Annotated in this window: 10 protein-coding genes; 1 reads left to right on the top strand and 9 read right to left on the bottom strand. The window is 63.0% G+C overall.

Annotation, left to right across the window (positions count from 1 at the left end):
- Positions 1 to 5: 5 nt before the first annotated feature.
- The 8 genes from G3446_RS10680 to G3446_RS10645 all read right to left on the bottom strand — a co-directional run bounded on the left by G3446_RS10680 (position 6) and on the right by G3446_RS10645 (position 15947).
- On the bottom strand, positions 6 to 581 hold the full coding sequence (locus tag G3446_RS10680; protein ID WP_164452821.1) for a BREX protein BrxB domain-containing protein: 576 nt from the start codon (positions 579 to 581) through the stop codon (positions 6 to 8).
- Positions 562 to 1338 carry a DUF1819 family protein gene (locus G3446_RS10675; RefSeq protein ID WP_245232440.1) on the bottom strand — a complete coding sequence of 259 codons (777 nt, stop codon included), beginning with the start codon at positions 1336 to 1338 and terminating at the stop codon, positions 562 to 564. The genes G3446_RS10680 and G3446_RS10675 overlap by 20 nt, the downstream gene beginning before the upstream one ends.
- A gap of 27 nt (positions 1339 to 1365) precedes the next feature.
- The gene (locus tag G3446_RS10670) at positions 1366 to 1851 is read right to left on the bottom strand and encodes a BrxE family protein (protein ID WP_245232430.1); all 486 of its coding nucleotides are present in this window, start codon (positions 1849 to 1851) and stop codon (positions 1366 to 1368) included.
- 70 nt (positions 1852 to 1921) lie between these two features.
- Positions 1922 to 3715: a hypothetical protein gene (locus G3446_RS10665; RefSeq protein ID WP_164452819.1), complete on the bottom strand. Its 1794-nt coding sequence runs from the start codon at positions 3713 to 3715 to the stop codon at positions 1922 to 1924.
- A gap of 10 nt (positions 3716 to 3725) precedes the next feature.
- Positions 3726 to 5096, bottom strand: coding sequence for a hypothetical protein (locus G3446_RS10660; protein ID WP_164452818.1), 1371 nt, complete (start codon positions 5094 to 5096; stop codon positions 3726 to 3728).
- A 409-nt stretch (positions 5097 to 5505) separates the two neighbouring features.
- Positions 5506 to 11397, bottom strand: coding sequence for a DEAD/DEAH box helicase (locus G3446_RS10655; protein WP_164452817.1), 5892 nt, complete (start codon positions 11395 to 11397; stop codon positions 5506 to 5508).
- Between the two features lie 10 nt (positions 11398 to 11407).
- The gene (locus tag G3446_RS10650; protein WP_164452816.1) at positions 11408 to 14683 is read right to left on the bottom strand and encodes a hypothetical protein; all 3276 of its coding nucleotides are present in this window, start codon (positions 14681 to 14683) and stop codon (positions 11408 to 11410) included.
- Between the two features lie 265 nt (positions 14684 to 14948).
- A complete protein-coding gene (locus tag G3446_RS10645; RefSeq protein ID WP_164452815.1) occupies positions 14949 to 15947 on the bottom strand; it encodes an ARPP-1 family domain-containing protein in 999 nt (332 codons plus the stop codon).
- A 212-nt stretch (positions 15948 to 16159) separates the two neighbouring features.
- On the opposite strand from G3446_RS10645, the gene G3446_RS10640 reads away from it, so the two are divergent.
- The gene (locus G3446_RS10640) at positions 16160 to 17674 is read left to right on the top strand and encodes a sigma-54 interaction domain-containing protein (RefSeq protein WP_164452814.1); all 1515 of its coding nucleotides are present in this window, start codon (positions 16160 to 16162) and stop codon (positions 17672 to 17674) included.
- An 11-nt stretch (positions 17675 to 17685) separates the two neighbouring features.
- On the opposite strand, the gene G3446_RS10635 is transcribed toward G3446_RS10640, so the two are convergent.
- A complete protein-coding gene (locus tag G3446_RS10635; RefSeq protein ID WP_164452813.1) occupies positions 17686 to 18912 on the bottom strand; it encodes a macro domain-containing protein in 1227 nt (408 codons plus the stop codon).
- Positions 18913 to 18919: the final 7 nt, after the last annotated feature.

Here is an 18919-nt window from a genome sequence, read left to right as displayed (position 1 = left end):
GTGCTTCAGCCCCCGACATGGACGGAGCGGTAGTTTCCGTCCTCGGGGTAGAAGCCGAGAAACTTTAGCCGGGTCCTACCGGTGCGAATGCCTGGATAGAGGAAGATCGTCGGCACTTGGATCTTGCCCAGGAGCTGGCTCTCGATCGCGCCGATGCGCAGAAAAGGGTGCAATGCCTCGAGGTCGCTGACCAGCAACAAGGCGTTTTGCCGCCCCTCCAAAGCCTGCAGGGCGTCTTTCAGGCGCTTGAGCAGTCCGCCTTGAGCCATGAGGATGTCGGCCAACGATTTGTTGGTGCGCGGCCAATCCATTGGGGCCGTCTTGTCTTGCATCACGCATAGCGACCACAGCGGGTCTTCCTTGAGCAGCGCCCAAAGGTGCTCGGCAATCGAGAAGGCGTGGACACTCCAGCCATCCTGGCGCAGCTTCGCGATCCATGCCGGCGTCTGACGCTTCACCGCCAAGATCTGGTCGGGGGCGAAGACGAGGTAGTAGATCGGCTCGAAGCTCGCGTGGCCGATCTCGCGGCCATGCCTGATGCGCTCGCGCAGCTCATTGAAGTCAGCCTTGAGTGAGGACATCGCAGAGCGCCTCCTGAGTCGGGTGAGTCCAACTGATCCGAATGACATCGCCCGCGGCTTGGACGATCAGCAGCCCTTGCAGCGAGAGCCGCTTCAGCTCGGCGAGTACGTCCTCGCGTCCCAATCCGAAGAGGGCCCAGTCAGCGTGCGACAACAGTGTATTGTCGCCAATGCCGGCCAGATGTAGGTCGTAGGCCAAATAGGCCGCGACCGGAGCAGCGATTCGAAACGGCAGGATGCGTCGGCTGCGCTTTGCCCCAGGCTCCAACAGGCCATAGTCGGCACAACAGCCAGTGAGATAACCGGAGACACGGCTGACGGTTTTCTCCGACCAGCGCTTGAGCATCTTGCCATCGTCGATCGCACGCTCGACGAAGGCTCGCGCATCTTCATTTGTCAGGGATGTATCCCCTGCGCCATAGCGCACCCAGTAGACCTGGCGGATGAAGTCACCGAGGATCGGGTTCGCACGGCTGGTGAAAATAAGCATGAGCTGGGACAGATCTGCCGTCGGCAGCACTCGGGACAGCGTCTTGAGATGTCGAGCAGGCGCTCCGTCTGAGACGAGATAACGCGGGGCAAAACTCTCGACGATGATGTTGCGCAGCCGCCGCGCACTGACCGTTGGAAAGTCACCCGATTCCAATGCGGCCTGGTGGAGGCGACTCGGAGACATTCCCGGTGTCCAGAGATCAAGCAGAGTCTTCGTCTCATCCACCAGACCGAGCCCGGCCCCCAGCTGGGTCGTATAGCGCATCGTGGCAGCCATAGCCGTCGACATGCGCTATGGCACCAGGTAGGGATAGGTTTTTGCGCCCTGCGAAAAGGCCGACCAGTAGGCAGCGGCAATCTGCTGCAAGGTGTCCGTTTGGTTGAGTGTTGCGATAGGGCCAACGGCGATCGGCCCAACCGAGCCGGGCGCGTCTGCCGCGGTCAAGCGCTGGAGCGCATCCAGCGCAGCCGCTCGACTCTGCAGCATCTCGGCAATCGAGCCATCGCCTTCCGTGCCCTGCACCAAACAGTGGAGATCCTGCTCAACCTCTTCCGGCAACCGAAACAGATGGAAGCTGCCCAGATTGAGATGCTCATCGTGCAGTCGCCGCGCCGCCTCGACGACGCCATGGTACTGAGCGAGTCGGAGCGTCTTCGGGAGCACGGGCGCCAAGAAGAGCTTGCTCGAGGATTCGAAAAAGGCCGTCGGCCACCATCCGAACTGGGCCTGCTCGCCGAGGAAGCCGATGACAAGGCGCATCTGTAGGAGAAAATTCAAGTTGGAATCCACCAGGGGGTCTCTTTCGTGATCGTTAGGTTCAGAGTTCGATAGCCTAATGGCTGACGACTCAGTTTCCCTTCGAGTAGTAGCCGCCCAAGGTCGGGGCCTGGGTAACGTCCCCGGCCGTGATCCTAGCGGTTGGACCGCGCTGGATGAGACGCCTGCGTGCCCCGCCCAAAGAGACCGCGATACGTGGATAGTCCGCCTCGAGTCCCTCGTCCAGATCGCGCAGCCAGTTGGGGAAGGCCAGCGCCCTTACCAGTGGGATACTGAGTCCGTCGACTTGGATGAAACCCTCGGCCAACTCCTTGACCATCGGCAGCTCCGATCCACCACCGGTCAGGGCGACGACGAGTCGGCGATTTGGGTGAGCGGTAACCCACTTGACCCAACTTTCGTCGATGGATTCCAGGATCTCGACCATCGTGGCTCGCAGATCTCGTCCGAATCGGCGGACAGGATCAAGCTGCATGAACTCGTCGAGCTCGATGATGACCTCGGTTCCATTCAGTAGCGGGACGAATACAGAGCCATCGTTGAAGAGCGACTCCTTCAGGTCCCGAATCTGGAGCTCGAGCGCACTGCGCACGTTGAGCCACATTGGCTCTTCCGAGGTAACGCCGCTCTTCTTGACGAGCAGCTCGATCAGCATGCGGTCGAGATGATTACCCGCGACCTGGATGCCACGCGAGGCATCCTCGACCTCAAGGGCAACATTCTTTCCCGTGTTGGGATTGAAGTGGATGCGAAAGAGGCTGAGATCGCTGGTTCCCGCGCCGACATCAACCACCATGATGAGCATGTCGACCGGCGCCTGCCAGCTCATGAGCGAGCCGGCCACGCCGAGCGGCTCGGTGATATCTTCGGCGACGAACGGGTACTCGCGCGGCTTCTCGCGCAGAAGCCTGACCGCCGCAACGAACTCTTCCAATGGAATGCCGTCCTTCAACGTCCGGTAGAAGGTGTCCGCCAGAACCTGCGCCTCGCCCACCGCGCGGCTCAGCCGATGCACCGTCTCTCGTCCCTTCTCGCCCGACAGGCACGGCATTGCGAATCGGCGGGGCAGGTTCCACGGGTAGCCCAATTCCTCGAGGCAACCGTTGACAGTCCAGGTCAGATACATCAGATAGGCGAGCACCATGTCACCGTGGGTCACCCGGATCCCGGTCGGGTTGTAGCGCTCGCCAACATCCTCATCCCAGCCGTCTTCCGAGAGACGCCGCTTGATGTTGTCCAGCCGCTGACGGGAGCCGTCCTGCCCCTCGATCATGGACCGATCGACGGCGGCCTTGCCAAACCAGAGCACACCGTCATTGTCGATATAGACCGAGGAGATCAGCATGGTCTCGCTGACCTCCTCCTGATCCCCCGGCTTCCCAAGCGATAGGACCTCGATCACTTCCTCGTCCAGGTCGGGATCCTCGCCGTCCTCGACCAGAGTCACCTTGGACATGGCCGTACCGAAGTCCAGGCAGAGCCGGACGTTTGCGGGTGGCTTGGGAGCCGTCAAGGCGCTCAGATCGAGCTCGATGGTGCGCTTGGGCTCAACGGACTTGGCGGGCTTTGCAGACTCCCGCGGTGGCGGTGGCACGTCATCGCTCTTCGGCTCCGGCGGGACAAACTCTGTAATCGGCGCCATTGGCTTCGGCGGCGACGGCTCCGTGACTGCCGGTGTCACGCCGGTCGAAGTGGGCATGACGCTAGAGCTGGGCGCAGGACCATCGAGCAGGGTGAGCGCGAACTGGAGCGCCTCCAGCTCGTCATCCGTCAGTACGCCGGTCAACTGCTTGCTGCCATCCTCCTGAGCTCTGACCCGCTTCAGCAAGTTCTTGATCAGGATCTTGGCCTCAACCAATTCCATCTTGCTCTCCTTATTCCGATTCCGGCTCGACCCAAGGCTTGACCAGCGTCTTGATCTTGCCGCCGAACTCTTTCTGGATACCGTCGCGCACCACTTTGATGCGGCTGATTCCTGGTCTGTGGCCACCGAGCATTTCGTGCTCGAGCGGGTTGTAAGGCATGCATCCGCCTTTCAGATCGGTCTTGGTCAACTTGCGCATACGCGCCAGACGGCGGGCTATCTGCGCGATCCCCTGGTAGCCATCCACGGCCTTCTTGACGGTCGAGGCCAGCACCGGCTCTGAAATCTCCAGGTAGCCCACCACGGTGCGACCGAGCTTCTCCATCGCCTCTCGGTTGCTCTCGACCTCGATCAGGAGTGCGCCAATCTGCTGATCTTCCGTATTGCCAACCTTGTGCTCCACGTGACGCCGATCGCCGGACGCCTCGCCGGCGCTGCGCCACCATTCGGCAACATCCGGGTCTAGATCCTGGGCGTCCTCGAAATGCCGTTTCACGGCGGCGGCGAGTTGAGATCGTGAGCTATAGGCTGCGCCCAATGCGCCCATGATCTGCTTGTCGGTGCGAGTCTGCCGTGCGATCACCAGTGCCGCTTCCAGCAGGGCGATACGCAGCTCCGGGAGAATGGCGGACTGCGAGACGAAGCGACTCCAAAGGACTTGGCCGAATAGGCGCTTACCCTGATCCAGAAGGACGTAGGTCGGCGCCGTAAGCGCGTTGGAAAAGCGCAGCTCGATCACGCGAACCAGGATGGCAAGCAGGTGATCCAGCGTCTCGAAGAGAACGGCCTGATCCAGGTCCGCGAGCTTGCCGGTGAGAAAGGCCTTCAAGCAGTCGGCGAGCCGGAGGCCAGCTTCGGCACCGACATCATTCCGCCAACTGTCAGCGACGTCGCGCATGACGCTGAAGAGGCGTCGAATCCGCTTGAGACGGGCCTCGGCGTTGCTGATGCCGCTCAGCTCTCCGGCGTGCTGGCTGATGGCCGCAAGCCAATCAGCCATGTTCCCTTCATGGATCAGATTGGCGCTCAGCAGCTCGCGACGGGCGTTGTCGGCCGTGTCGATGGCGAGCGCCTCGCGATATCGGTAGCTGGACACCCAAGCTGCACTCACGCGGCTCAACACCTGAGCGGCATAGTGCTTCTGCTTGCCGTCGCCGTCGGCGAGGGTTGCGAGCGATGGCGGCTCTTTCGTCAGAACCTGATCCGCTCGGTCATAGATGCTGTCCGCGCGTGCCGCTTGGCGGGCGACGGCCGCCAGGCGGCCGAGCATGGCGGCCGCAAGCAAGGGCTGCGCCTCATCACCGGAACGCTCGATGATAGTGTCGACGACCGTTTGCAGGTCCTCGTCCTTGATGAGCGCCTGAATCGTCCGCCCGGCCATGGCCCGGGTCAGCAGGTCGTTCAGAGCGGTCAGATTGGGCGCGGCTTGCAGGTCAGCGATCGAGATGTTAGAGGAATTCTTCGGTCCTGCACCGGGCTTAGATGACTGTTTCAGCAGGCATAGCTGCTGCTCGTTGGTAACGAGATCGTCTTCACTGCTGATATCAAAATCGAGGAATTGCAGTTGATCTATTAGATCGCCGACAGGCCGATTAAGGTCGCGAGCGAGTTTTTTGACGGTTATTCCAGGCATTCTTGTCTCTGTCCTGCTACAGATGTCCTGCAGACGCCCTATCAGGCCGTTGAAAAAGTCCCCCGCCCCACCACATGCAGTGCGTTGATCATTTGTTATGGCACAATTTGTAGTAGGAGGCCGTCCTTTTTAAAGACCCTGCTACGCGGTGCCCTGATCAGGTTTCCACGCGATAGCAAAAGAGCTTGGTCTCTTTGCTCGGATCCAGCAGAAAATCGATCCCTCCCGTTAGATCGTACCGGTACTCCACCTCACAGCCGTCCTGACCGACCAGCGCGATGTCGATGGTCCGATCGTGGAAGTGGCGGCTCTTCTGGAACTCCTGAACGTGGACCAGAAGGCTCTTGCCCGGATAGATCTTGCGCAGCGATTCCGTCAGCTCCCGAGTGGCGACGTGCCGCGGCCGATAGTTCGGATCCTTGGTCCTCAGCTCCCGACCATGGACCACCAACCGGCTCACACTAGCAGCGGTGGCGACAAAGAATCCCACGAGGTCGACCAACGCCGCCATCTGATCCGGTCCCGCCGCGCAATAAGGATCCCTGATTGTGATGCTCGAGATGCTCTGTCCCGCGATGTCCGTGAACCATTCCGTTGGGGATCGCGGATCACCGACTTTCAGCTCCCAGCGCTGGATCGGAAGCGACGGAACAAATGCATCCGGCGCCAGTGCATGCGCGGACGCGAATCGCTCGCGCAGCCTCTCAGCCAGCTCCTGGCCAAGTGCACCCCGATAGACGGGCTGGGGCAGGAGCTCCTGTAAGAGAGGCTGTGTTGGCAGGAGCGAGAACCAGGCTCGGGCGCCTTCGTCGATGCCACTCATCACGCGGGGAAGCTGCATCAAGTCGATGGGATCGAGCCCCTCGACATAGTCGATCCGCAGCCGCGAGTCCTGCAAGTAAGGCGCGAGGTAGCGCACCGCTTGGCGCTGGGCGACTGTCGCTGCGGCCGCACTCGTGAGCGGACTTTCGAGCAGGTGGAGATGGAGCTTGATTCCTGCGTTCAGCAGGTCCAGCAGCCAATGCAGCGAGGTCTGCTCTTCCTCCGTCTCCCCGACCAGGCGTGGCGCCAGCAGGTGCACCTCGGGCAATGATTTCAGCGCCCGCGCCAACTGCTCCAGGCTGGGATCCTGCCAACGCTGGAGCCCCATTCCGGGATAGAGGTCCTCGGAGACCTCGTCACGCAGCTCGGCGAGCCAAGCCTGGACCGGCTTGCGATCGAGCTGGTCCCAATGGGCTTGGTTGGAATAATCGCAGAGACAGAGGGTGCAGGCGCTCGCGCAATCGGCCTCGCACTCCAGACGCCCGACCGCGTCTGCGAGCAGGGCCTTCATCGAGCCGTCCTCATGGAGACGAACACAGTAACCTGCACCGCCAGCCACGGCGTCGTAGAGCACGATCTCGATGGTGCGCGCACGCAATCGAAAGGTAGAGCGCAGCTCGCCCGCCTGGATCTCCAGCCGGTTGGCGGCCGTGAAGCGCAAGGTTTCTGCCAGGGTCCGCGCGAAGCCTTCCGCCCACTGGCGCGGATTGGCCTCCAAGGCATCCGGTGCTGGGATCGGCGCCGCGAAGCGCCATAGGAGAACGTCGGTATCGAACTCGTGGGCAAGATCCTGCGTCCAGAGCGGATCCTTATTCACGCAGGGCTTTCCGGTCAAAGGCTCGCGATGGGTGATCGGCACTGCCTTGGGCTGGTAGGCCGGCGTGGCGAAGTTGCAGCGGGGGCACACATGGTATCCGTTGCGGGCCGGCCCGCGATTGACGATGAACATGCGCCCAGCCGGCCCGTCATCCGCTGGCCTTGCACGCAGTAGGGCACCTCGAATCCGCGGGTGATCGGAGTCCCGGAAGCAGCCCTCTCCTGGGATGGTGATGAGGCGCGCCTCATCAGCGGGACGCTCGCGCCGCCGCGTGGTGCCGGGATCCTTGCCAGTGCGCTCCTCGTAGCTGGTGACGAAACCGCGTGGACGCAGGTGGGCACGACGCTGCCTGCCCGCGGTCGCGCCGCAGTTGCTGCACGCCGGCGGCAGATCGGTGCGCTCGAGACCGATGTCGACGTGATGGCATTCGGGGCAGGCCGCATACCATTCCGTTGGGACGAAGGCGCGCGGGTAGAAGGCCAAGCCGGCACTGGTCCAGATGCGGCCGTTGGCGACCACTTCCGCGCCAGGTGCATACTCGCTGATGCCGAGCATGGCATCGCGTGAGAGCGAGATGTCCCCCTCCTTGCCCCAGAATCCCTGTTGCCCGAAGTCGCGCGTCACCTCCAGGGTCAGGCTGTGCACCGGGAAGCTGTAGGTCGGTATCAGACTGCGCTGCGAGAACTGATCGACCAGGAATTGCTGCATATAGCGGTCACGCATGCCGCTCCAGCGCGCACGCTGTTGCAGCGTGCGCGTGTCGTCACCCGCCTGGGCCAACTCGTTCACCTTGTCCGCATAGCGTTGCCAGCGCTCGTGAATCTCTCTGGCAAACTGCTCGATCTGCTCACGCACATGCGAAATCAGGCCTGCTCCGCGCAGCGCGATGGCATCGCGAATCGCCTCGGGCAGACGCTCGGCGAGCCCCTCGGCTTCGGCAATGGCCGCAACTCCAGCGGGCTCCGAGAGCCAGTGGTCGAGCCAGTCGACGAACTCCTGAAGGGCCTCGGCATCGAACTTGGCCCCGAACAGATCGACCAACCCGGGGGCGTTCACGGCAAGGTTGGCAATGCGCTCACGCAGCAGACGGGACAGGACAATGCCGACCTGATGGCGCTGGAACAGCTGGGCATTGTCGAGCAGCAGGAACGGCACCGGCGCCGTACCCGCCAGATAGTCGCGGAAGCCGCGGAACATCGCCTGGTCGTACTGTGCATTGCGGGCGACGGTGACGCAAAAGGGCGCGGCTTGCGCGCGCCGCCCGGCGCGTCCGGTACGCTGCTGATAGTTGGCGATGCCCGGTGGGATGTTGAGGTTGACCACCGCCTCCAGGTCGCCTAGGTCGACGCCCATCTCCATCGTTGTGGTGCAGCTCAGCAGATTGATCCGACCACGGGCGAAGTCCCGCTCGACATTCTCGCGGAGATCGGTCGAGAGCGAGGCGGTATGCTCGTGAGCGCGCGCCGTCATGGGGCGTCCCTGACGGTAGAGGTAGATGTAATGGCTTTCCTCCGCCATCCGCGAGCGCTCGGCCGCGTCGAGCTCCTGGACCTGCCCCGTGCAGCGGAAGGCCGTACAGCAGCCATCCACCACATCCGTCTGAAGCAGACCGCAGGTTGGACAGACGAAGAGCGGATGGTCGGCGGCACGCTCGAAGCGGAGCGCCTTGCCGTCCAAGGCGTATCCGGGCTGATGCCGGATGCGCAATTTCGCCCTCTCCATGGCGTCCCAAACGAACGCGAGAAAATCGCGCGCCCCGTCCCAGGACCAACCAAGCCGTTCGACCAGATAGAAGGTCCGGCGATTGTGGCGCTTGGTGCCTTCCGGAGGCAGCCAGGCATGGCTGGCGTCACCGCCCGAGTGCAGGGCGAAGGCGCGATGTCCGGCGTAGGGAGCTCCCCAGACGTACTCGGAGCGCAGGTCGACGTCCCAGAGGTTGGCGATCGCCTTTTCACGGCGCATGGTTTCCAGCAGGAAACGCAGCAGCGGCTCGGCCTGGCTGCGTTGCGGCTCCGGGATGCGGGGCGTGATCTCCTTGAGCAGTCGGCGATAACCCGTCTTGTCCCAAGAAACGCGAACCAGGCCCAGCGCCTCCAGTGAATTGCGTCGTCCGCCGGGCGTGCAGAACTCGGCGGCGATGCGTCCCATCAGGCGATCGCGCATCCCTTGCATGCTGGTTCGGAGCTCGCCGTTCTCGTCAATCAGGACCGGCTGACCGCGGCGTTTCCAGGTCTTGAAGACCTCCTCGAACAACAGCTGCAGATCCAGTGGCTCATCGTCATTGGCGAGCGCGTGATAGATGGCGCTCCGCAGGGCCAGCTCGCCCGCTGTTCGCTCGAAATAGGGGGCGAAGAAGGCGGCATTCTGGCGGTTGTCGGAGAAGGTCAGGAGCGAACGTCCGTCCATTGGAAGCGGATCGCCATCGGGATCCTTGCGCGCCGGCAGGGCCTCAAGCACCTGCTGCACCACCACCGAGGCCAACGCCTCGTTGCCCGGGTGCATGCGGGTGATGATCTCGGCCTCGGACCCCGAGCTGCGCCCACCGCAGGCGGGACAGCGCGTCACATAGTGGGTGCGCTCCTCGGTATCCTCCACGGTGTCGATCTCGTAGAGCGTAATACCGGTCGCGCCGCCCGTGGGAGAACCACCGGTGCGCGGGTCGATGGAGCGCCGCCGGAACTGTCCCTTCGTGCTCTCGGCCTCGCCCTCCTCCAGGTCCTCCTCGTCGACCGTGAGCACGCTTGGCGGCTTGCCAAGCCAGAAGACCTGGCGGCGGACCTGTCCCTCGTCGACCGAGGGCCGGCGATTGTGCAGCCGTCCAGCGTGCTCGAACCCTTCCAGGTAGGGCTGACCACACTTGCGGCACACCAGCAAGGGGTAGTAGTGCCCCGTGTCATCGCTGTAGACGCGCAGGGGCTTCAGGGCACGCCAGCCCTCGGAGGCCGTGGCGTCGAGTGCGACGGAGACGCCCTCGATCCCACTGACGGCCAGATGATAGCGGGCCGGCAGCAAGGGATAGGCCTCCGCATGCGCACGCGCGAGCATTCCCAAATGCACCAACGCGCTCAGGGCAGCGGTGCGCTCCTCCGGGGTAGAGCCGGTCTCTGGCGCGAACAAGCGCTCGGCCACCTCAGTGAAGGCCACGACGCCGCCTTCTGAGAGGAGCTCAGACGCGCCGCGAACCTCGCGATTGTGGGCAAAGACGTGCTCCAGCGCTGGGCCGAGGCGTGTGTGTCCTTGTGGAAGCGGGGGGACCCGGTCGAGCACTCCTTGAGCCTCAATTGCATCCTCCCACTGGATAACCTCGGGCTCCGCCTCGGCGGCCAAGGATTCGAGGGCCTTGCCGACTCCGATCCAGGTGGCGACATCGAGACTGAAAGAGGCGTTGCTGGGCTGGGTCAGTCCCTGGTGTGGAATCCGCTCACCGCGAATCACCCGCTCGACCGGCTCGCCGAACAGGTCCGACGCGAACTTCAGGATGCGTCGATCGTTCTCGTCGCCGGATGGCAAGCTGGCACTGGTGCCGAAGACTTGAAGCCGGCGCGTCAGGCCCAAGCGGTTCTTGAGCTTGCGCAGGAGATAGGCGACCTCGGTCGCTTGCGCACCCGTGTAGGTGTGGATCTCGTCGAGGACGATGCATTCCAGGGTATCCTGGGCGAACAGCGGCGCGTTGCGCGGCAGGAGCAGGAGGTGCTCCAGCATGGCGTAGTTGGTGATAAGAATCCGTGGCGGCTGCTCCAGCATCTCCTCGCGGGTTAGACGCCAATGATCTGGAACCTGGCCGCCGAGGGCGTCCATCAGTTTGTCGTTCTCGCGCAGACGCGACACCTCCTCGTCACGCCGAGTATTGGCCCGGATCTGAGAGGTGAAACGCCCGAAACTGATCCGCGCCTCGGCCAACTGTTGGCCGAACAGCGGCGCGATCCGATAGTAGAGCTGGTCGTTCGCGAGCGCGTTCATCGGGTAGATCAAGAGACAGCGCACGCCGGGTCGCTCGGGCTCGGGATCGTCCAAGAGTCGATGCGCGATCGGGAGCAAGAAGGTCTCCGTCTTACCAGAGCCAGTGCCCGTGGCGGAAAGAATGCTTTCCTGGCGCTCGCATGCCACGCGCAGGGCGTCTTCCTGATGCCGATGGAGCGGACGATCCAGGAGCGAGTCGGGCAGAGCTCCGAGACCGTCATTCAGAAAGCCACCTTGGTCGCGCAACAGACTGCGCAGCGTCTCGCCCTTCTCGAAGTCGGGCAGTGCTTCCAAATACGGTCCCTTGACCAGCTCCTTGCCCTCGAGCAACTGGCGGAACTCGCGCCGCAGGATTGGATAGCGACGGCTGATCGGTAGCGTGGTCGGGATGTAGCGGCGCAGAGTGTCGCGCAGGGTCCGATAAAGGACCAGTGGATTGTGCTCAGACATGTCAGGCTCCTTAACCCATGGTGTCCGCATCTGCGGCGAACACCAGCTCCCAAAGCAGCAGGTAGAATTCGAAAACGTCTCGGCCGACGTAGAGGAGATAGCCGAGGGCTTGCGAAATGGCTGCATCATCCGGAAGCCCTGCTTCTTGAAGGCTGTCGTTCCAGGCGGCGAGCGCCGGGCCCCGACTCTCCCAGCGGCAGACCGCTGCAAATACGCAGAGCAGCCGATCGATCAGTTGCAGATTCAGCTGCTCCTGACTCCCCCCGTGGTCGGGCCTTGAGCTCAGCACCCCTAGTCCGCTTGCGTCGTCCAGATGCGCCGGTAGTCCCTGCGTGAGATCCCCGAGTCTCAGATGGTGAAGCGCCTGCACCAGATGCATGGCCCACCCGCGGCGGACGGCATTTCCTTGCAAAGTCGCGTGATACCGGTGCTCCAAGCTTCCCAAGGCAAAGCGCCAATGCACGGGGCCTAGATAATCACCGGCCGCAGGACGCCAGTCCTCCCGACTGAGCTGAGACCACGCATCGTCGATGTTGCGTGCCGCAAGCGCTTGGCGGTACCGCGTCAGTGAGAACCCATGCGGCGGTATGCCGCACTGCATCTCCATGACGTTGCGGAAACCAAACGCCAGTGTCTGCTCGAGATGGTGCTGCAGGAAGAGCTCACAGAGCGGTTGACGGATCTGGCTGACCTCCCCGATCAAACCGGCGCGCAAACCGACACCGCGGTAGGCCATGGCCTCGGCACTATAGATCCAGGACAGGGCGACGCCAGGCATCAGCAGCGGAAACCAGCTCGCCTGGCTCGTCTCCGGCGGAGTCAGGGCATCGAGCGCCAAGAGCTCGGTGAGGAGCTGACCGCCTGCGGGTGCAAAGGTCCGCGCCAGATGCTGCCAACCATCGGCGAGCCAACGAATCCCGTTCCAAACATCAGGGGCATAGCAGGGCAGCAGTGCCTGATGGATGCGCTTGAAGACGCGGATGGCCGTGTCCTGCTCGAGGTTTTCGAGCTGCCCCACGAGCCAAGCGCGAGATGTCGGAACCCCCACGTCGTCCAGCAGAATGCCCCAGGCGTAAACGTCTTCGCGCTCATTGACCAGCGATCCCCAATGACCGTTGAGGCGCGCCTCCACTTGGAGCAGCCAAGCGCCCGTGTCCCAACGCTCCAGAGGGAATTCCAGGGTGTGTCGGAATTGACCGCTGACCTGACGCTCACCGCAGGTCAGCCACCCACGCGCAGACCGATCCAGTCGAGCCGACGTATCGTTGCAAACGAGGTCCAGAGCCAATTCCTGGCCCGTCAGGATATCGTGCGCCGCGCACCGGAGCGCGTCGGCCGTGGTCGGCAGGTCCAGCTGAATGCGGAAAGTGCCGCCCTCCTCCCGGCTGCTCATGGCGAGGACACGATGCGGCGTGACCAGTTGCAGCAAGGGCTCGAGGAAACCCGACGGGTGCTCGATCGAGAGCCTGTTGATGCCAGGCTCGAGGTACTCGGCAAGCGTCGACAGATGCAGGCGGCGCAGGCCGGCACGCGGTGATATCTCCTGGTGCATGCGCCCAAGCCGCAGACAACCGCCTTGCGTTGAGTAGACCTCCAGCACCTCCCGCGAATCGCTCCGCAAAGCCAGCACTCCGCCCTTGCGCAACGCCTGCTCCTCGACCTTTCCTTCGCGGAATCGCTTCAGGACCATGAAGGCGCCCGGTACGGCGGCGGTGAACTGCACCACACGCTCCGACCCAACAGCGAAGACCAAGCGGAAGAAGCGCTTGGCGTCGCTGCGATAGGTCAGGATGCACCGTCCTTCATCCCGCGCGAGGTTATCGGACGCCTCGGCGTCAAGATTCCTTGGTAGCGCAGTGCAATAGAAGTGGCTTCTATCCTCGATGCGGGTCAGGCCAACCCATAGCCAGGTCGCCAGTCTCGCCATCGCGCGACGCAAGCCAGAGCGACGAAGCTCGACACGCAAACGGACCAGCCCTGGCGTCCAGCTCTCAAAGACGGGCTCGAGGTCAAGCTTCAGCTCACCTCCGGGACTGGGCTCAATCGGCAATTCCAGCGTTTCCTCGCGACCAGGAGCAGAAAGTGCCACCACCAGCGCAGCTGGGTCGTCAGCAAAAAGCTCGAGCGGAACCTGGCCGCGCAGCGTGATTCCAGTCGTTGCATACAGTTCATTTCCACCGATTCCGCGAAAGGCTTGCCCCTTCAGCGCGAGTGTTGGGCGCGAGCGGGCCAAGATCGTCACCTGAGCCGGGCCGCGCTGGAACTTCAGCTGCTCACCTGGGGCAAGCTCACACGACATGGCATACAGCCTAGGGTCAAGAGAAAGCTCAGTGAGTGCGGCCTCATCTCCATCCGGTCGAAAGCGCAGCACCAAGGTCACTGGCCCCGGCTCGACCTGCAAAGGCTCACCGGCGTTGAGGCAAGTGCCCCCCGCTAGTGCTCCAGTGCCATCGAAGGCGAGCAAGCGGTTATTGCGACCATCAGCCCAGACCTCGATCGCCTTGGGTGTGTGGCCATTTCCACGCGAGATCCGCACTTCGCCGGGCAATGATTGCTCGAAGGGTACGAAGCGCGCTTCACTCGCCCCGAGGTAGTTGTGCCCCTGACCATCCACCTCGATCTGCCACTCCGTCGAGCCACCAGCTGGCAGCTCCACCCCGAGCAAGTCGTCACGCCAGACAACGCGAGGAATCGACAGCCCCTTCTGAAGCAGTTGCCGCTGGTCGGTTTGCGCGCTGGCAACCACCTCGGCCATACGCGCACGTGTGGAGCGATCCGAGCCGGTCGGGTCGGCGTCGTCACCTGACAGCACACTCAGGAAGAGACGCGCATAGAAGCCGCCCCGGTCGGCCTCGATGGCCCGCGCCACGGTGATCGGAACCGGAGGCACAAGCCGCTCGATCAATGCGTCACACCAAAGCGCTAGATCCCTGGGATCGTCAGCCTCCGGCGTCCCGCTGAGCTTCGCGTGGTGCAACATGCGCTCGGCTAGGAGATCGATATACCGAGCCGGGACGCCTGCCTGATGCAAGAGCTCCGCAACCCTGTAGTTAGACACCGATCCCGCTGGAAGCACCTCCAAGCCAAGGCGGATACAAGCGCGACGATAAGCCTGCCAAAGCACGTCCTGCTCCTGCAAAGACAGTTGGCGCTTTCCGTCGAACAAGGCGTCGGCGACGTAGGGCCAGACGGCCGAATTTCCCGAGGCGCCATAACCATCGACGACATAGGCTGTCAGGTAGGCCGCGAAGACCGCGGGCCAACGCTCAAGGCCATGCTGATACACGCGAAAAGGATCTCGAACCGCATCCAGTGCGTTCCTTATGGGCTTCCGAAGCGACGCCGTGAGCTGATCCGAGTAGAGACCCAGCAAAGGGGTCTCACTGGAACGCAGCCACTCTGTTAAGCGCTGCTCCATTCGCAGCAGCCAAATCTCAACGGCGGTCGGAAAGAGAGGTGCTCGGCTCGTCATCCGTGGGACTCCTGTCTCTTGGCCAATTCAAAGGGCGACGTGTAATCGCCCTCGACACACATTCAGTAGGATTCTTCCCTCAGTGCATGCGTCCCCGTCGGCGTATCACAGCGCTCGACATCCGTGACGCGTTTTGACGTCTGGCGCTCTGCTGTGTCACCCCAGGAAGCCAGAACGCGCAGAGATGAACCACGCGGTCCTGCAACAGAAGTGCTCCGCCAGAGATTGCCGACGCGCTGAGCCTCACATCCGTGCCCTCGCCGACCGACGGATGCGTCGAGGATTCGGCCACGCGGATCTGCCGCAGAAAGTCGTCCACGCCGGGACGAGCGCAGTTTGCCGCCTCTCGACCGGACTCGATTGCATCCAGGGCGTAGCTAACAACGAGCTTGGGCAAGAGCTTGCGCAACGTCGCAGCACAGTCGAATAAGTCCAGTCCCCGGATAGCCCCATTGATCGCGAAGACGGCGCCGACCTGATTCGGTTGAGGCGGCATGGCCTGGACGTACTGCGCGATCAACGCGTCGAAGTCCTCATAGAGACAGGCCATAGCATCCGTATCCGAGCGGCTACCCATCCGTGCCGATTTGGCAGCGATGTCTTGCCAAATTTCGCCTTGATGGGATTCCCGCTGCCCTCGAGCACGGAGCGACTCAGTGACGTGACGCGCTTTGCGGGCGCGCCCATTGGCGTAGAAAGCACGTCCCTTGCTGCTGAAGGCCGGACTCATCGAGGACCAGCGTCCGGCCTCTACGCATGAGACCGGAATCGTGAGCGTAGCAGCTGCGGGCGCCAGCAAACTGAGATTCAGAACCCGATTTTGCTTGGCGCCAACCAGCTCCTCACCATCCAGGAGGAAGACCGCCTGCCTGGCCCGATTGATCAGCCGCAGCTCGGGCACCGAGCCGCTCTCGGAGAGCTCGGTGATCTGCAGCTCGCCACGCGCGAGCGCTTCGTCCAAGGTGAGGTAGTCGGGCTCACGCCGATCAGCCGCCAGCAAGGGCGTCATGCTCAATGTCTGATGGTGAAGTGCCTCGCCGAATGTCAGCTGGCTCAGACGGTCGCGGATGATGTGCATGGCAGGTCTCCTTGATGGCACACCTGCATAAAGCACTCGCTATGCCAGCAGAAACCACACACATATCTCAACCATTAAAAACTTATAACTCAGCCACTTAATGATTTATGCGTCAATCTTAGAGTGAGCGGCACATATTTTTTTACAGCATTCCTTGTGTGACGACAACTTTTCTTGTACCCATAAGCGAGTGGTTCTCGCTGAGACGAAACATGCGCATCCTCGTGAGCTGGGTCGGACAGACGGATCTGAAGGCGGCGGCAGGAGTGGAGGCCGTGGGGCTTGGCCCGATTGGTCAGGCGGTGACAGAGCGTGCTTTCGAGCGCGTCGTGCTGCTCTGCAACTATCCGAAGGCCGACAGCGCGGGCTTCTTGCCGTGGATCGAGCGCCAGACCACAGCCACGGTCGAGCTCACACTGGTCAGCCTCTCCCGCCCGACTCATTTCGGGGAGATTTACCAGGCGGTGACCGAGACCCTGGCGCGCCTGCTCCAGCGCTTCGGTGACGCGACGCGCCTCACCTTCCATCTGAGCCCCGGCACCCCGGCGATGGCGGCGGTCTGGATCTTGGTGTCCAAGACCCGCTATGGCGCCGAGCTGATCGAGTCCTCCCCCCAGGAAGGCGTGCGCACGGCGGAGGTCCCCTTCGACATCTCGGCCGAGTTCATCCCCGAGGTGTACCGACAGGCCGACCGCGAGCTGGTGCGAGTCGGCTCCGGCCTCGCGGAGATGGCGCCCGAATTCTCGGACATCGTCCATCAAGGCCCCACGATGCGGCGGGTGATCGAGCGTGCCCGGCGGGTGGCCGCGCGCACGGTCCCCGTGCTGATCGAAGGCGAGAGCGGCACCGGCAAGGAGCTGCTGGCCCGCGCCATCCATCGGTCAAGCCCCCGGCGCGACCGACCGTTCGTTGCCGTCAACTGCGGTGCGGTTTCGCGCGAGCTGGCCGAATCGGAGTTTTTCGGCCATCGCAAGGGGGCCTTCACCGGCGCAACCTCTGAGCGTATCGGCTATTTCGAGGCCGCCGACGGCGGCACGCTCTTCCTCGATGAGATCGGCGAGCTGCCGCTGGACCTGCAGGTAAAGCTGTTACGAGTGCTGCAGGAGGGACAGGTGACGCGTGTTGGGACCACGCAGCCACGGACCATCGACGTCCGCCTGATCGCCGCCACCAATCGCGCCCTGGCCACGGAGGTCGTGGCCGGCCGCTTCCGCAGTGATCTTTTCTTTCGAATCGCCGTGGCCCTGATCCAGGTACCTTCCATCAGCGAGCGTCCGGGCGATCTCACTCCGCTGGTCGAGCACCTCCTAACGCAGATCAACCGTGACGGCGCCACTGACCCCGGCTGGCAGACCAAGCGCCTGGCGCCGACCGCGCTCAACCGACTGGCGCGTCATGCCTGGCCAGGGAACGTTCGTGAGCTGTCCAATACCTTGGCACGCGCGGCGCTCTGGTCGAAGGGCGATACCGTCAGTGAGCGGGACATCGAAGAGGCCTTGCTGGAGCTGCCACCGCCCAAGGCAGAGGACGATGGCCTGTTGGGCCACCCGGTCGAGCAAGGCGTCGATCTGCCTGACCTGATGCGCCAGTTGGCCAGCCACTACTTGGCCGCGGCGATGCAAGTGACGGGGGGCAACAAGACCCGCGCGGCAGAGCTGCTCGGACTGTCGAGCTACATGACGCTGACGAACTGGCTGAAGAAATACGGCGCGACCCCGGAAACCTGAGGCCCAACCCGTCACGTCAGGGGCTCGGCGATCCGCACTGTTTGGCCAGTCACCGGCAGGAGGTATTCCAATTGTTTCGGAGTCCAGCGATTGATGAGCCCCTGCGTCTCGGCACCGGCCCCGGTAGCCTCATCTTGCGTGGTCTCGAATTGCCTCAGCCAGGGCTCAAGTCCCTCAACGGCAGGACTCCCAACGTCCTGGCGCAGCTGGCTCCAGGTCTCCTGATCAACGAAACCGCGTAGATCGGCTTCGATCGCACCCGGCGTGCGGAACTGCTGGCCGTGAGCCAGGTGATTGCGGTCCTGATTGAGACGAAACAAGCGGTGCGGGAGATGCGCGTCGGCAAGCACCAGGGCTCGCAGATGCTGCGTCCAGGGATCGAGGCTCGCGGTGTGCCTGAGTTGCAAGGCAAGGGTCTGGGTCTCGCGCCGAATCATCCCGAACGACAGGCTTTGGCCGATCGGGATGAGCTGGTGCACCGCTCCATCCGGCCCGGCCGCGATCGCCAGCCGCGCGAGCAGATAGGTCGCCAAGAGCTCGGCATAACGCAGCAGCATCCACGCCAGAAAACGGGGGTCGGCGCTACGCACATGCAGGCTGTTGAAGCGGTCCAGATAGCCGATCCCCAGCCGCAAATCCTCGATCGGCGATGCACCCAGGTGATGATCGATGAGCCCTTGGATCAACGGATCGACAATTTGGTTGTAGGTCTCCAGCCGCACGGCCAGCCAGACTGCACGCCTCGGCCCTCCCCGGAGACCGGCAGCGAGAATTTCGCGGGCGAACTCATAGGCCACCAACCCCGGACTCAGGCCGAACAGGCCAGTACCGAGCAGAGGAAACGCGATTGACTCAGGCAGACCCGGATCGCTCAGGATGGTGCGCACACAGCGCATGACAGTGCTCAGCGCATCCGCCTCGTAGTCAACATCCTCCGACTCGAGCCACTCTTCCGGCTGATGAAAGCCGGCGTGGTAGATACGCTCATAGCGCGCCCCACCTCCCGTCGACAAGACAGTGCCAGTTGGGAGAATCGTCTTCTGGGTGAGCGCATCCAGCTCGTCCTGAATGACTGAGCCCAAACGGCGGCGAATCTGGCCACTGATGGTTTTGGGATTGCCTGCCAAAAAGAAATCCGTCTGCTCACTGTTGACGATGGCCGCGACGTCCAAGTCGAAGAGATTCGCGACCGCCAGATGCAGGTCGATCGAGCCGATTCGCCAAAGGTGAGATCGCATGTTGTCC

The sequence above is a fragment of the Thiorhodococcus minor genome (assembly GCF_010820565.1).
In the GTDB taxonomy this organism is placed as follows: Bacteria; Pseudomonadota; Gammaproteobacteria; order Chromatiales; family Chromatiaceae; genus Thiorhodococcus; species Thiorhodococcus minor.
The sequence above is the reverse complement of the archived record's forward strand: the minus strand, read 5'-3'. Positions and strand labels throughout refer to the sequence as shown.

Excerpts from the sequence above, each read along its gene's own strand:
- G3446_RS10645 (WP_164452815.1), bottom strand. The coding sequence starts at position 15,947 with ATGCACATCATCCGCGACCGTCTGAGCCAGCTGACATTCGGCGAGGCA.
- G3446_RS10635 (WP_164452813.1), bottom strand. The coding sequence starts at position 18,912 with ATGCGATCTCACCTTTGGCGAATCGGCTCGATCGACCTGCATCTGGCG.
- G3446_RS10640 (WP_164452814.1), top strand. The coding sequence starts at position 16,160 with ATGCGCATCCTCGTGAGCTGGGTCGGACAGACGGATCTGAAGGCGGCG.
- G3446_RS10660 (WP_164452818.1), bottom strand. The coding sequence starts at position 5,096 with ATGGCCGGGCGGACGATTCAGGCGCTCATCAAGGACGAGGACCTGCAA.
- G3446_RS10680 (WP_164452821.1), bottom strand. The coding sequence starts at position 581 with ATGTCCTCACTCAAGGCTGACTTCAATGAGCTGCGCGAGCGCATCAGG.
- G3446_RS10675 (WP_245232440.1), bottom strand. The coding sequence starts at position 1,338 with ATGCGCTATACGACCCAGCTGGGGGCCGGGCTCGGTCTGGTGGATGAG.
- G3446_RS10665 (WP_164452819.1), bottom strand. The coding sequence starts at position 3,715 with ATGGAATTGGTTGAGGCCAAGATCCTGATCAAGAACTTGCTGAAGCGG.
- G3446_RS10655 (WP_164452817.1), bottom strand. The coding sequence starts at position 11,397 with ATGTCTGAGCACAATCCACTGGTCCTTTATCGGACCCTGCGCGACACT.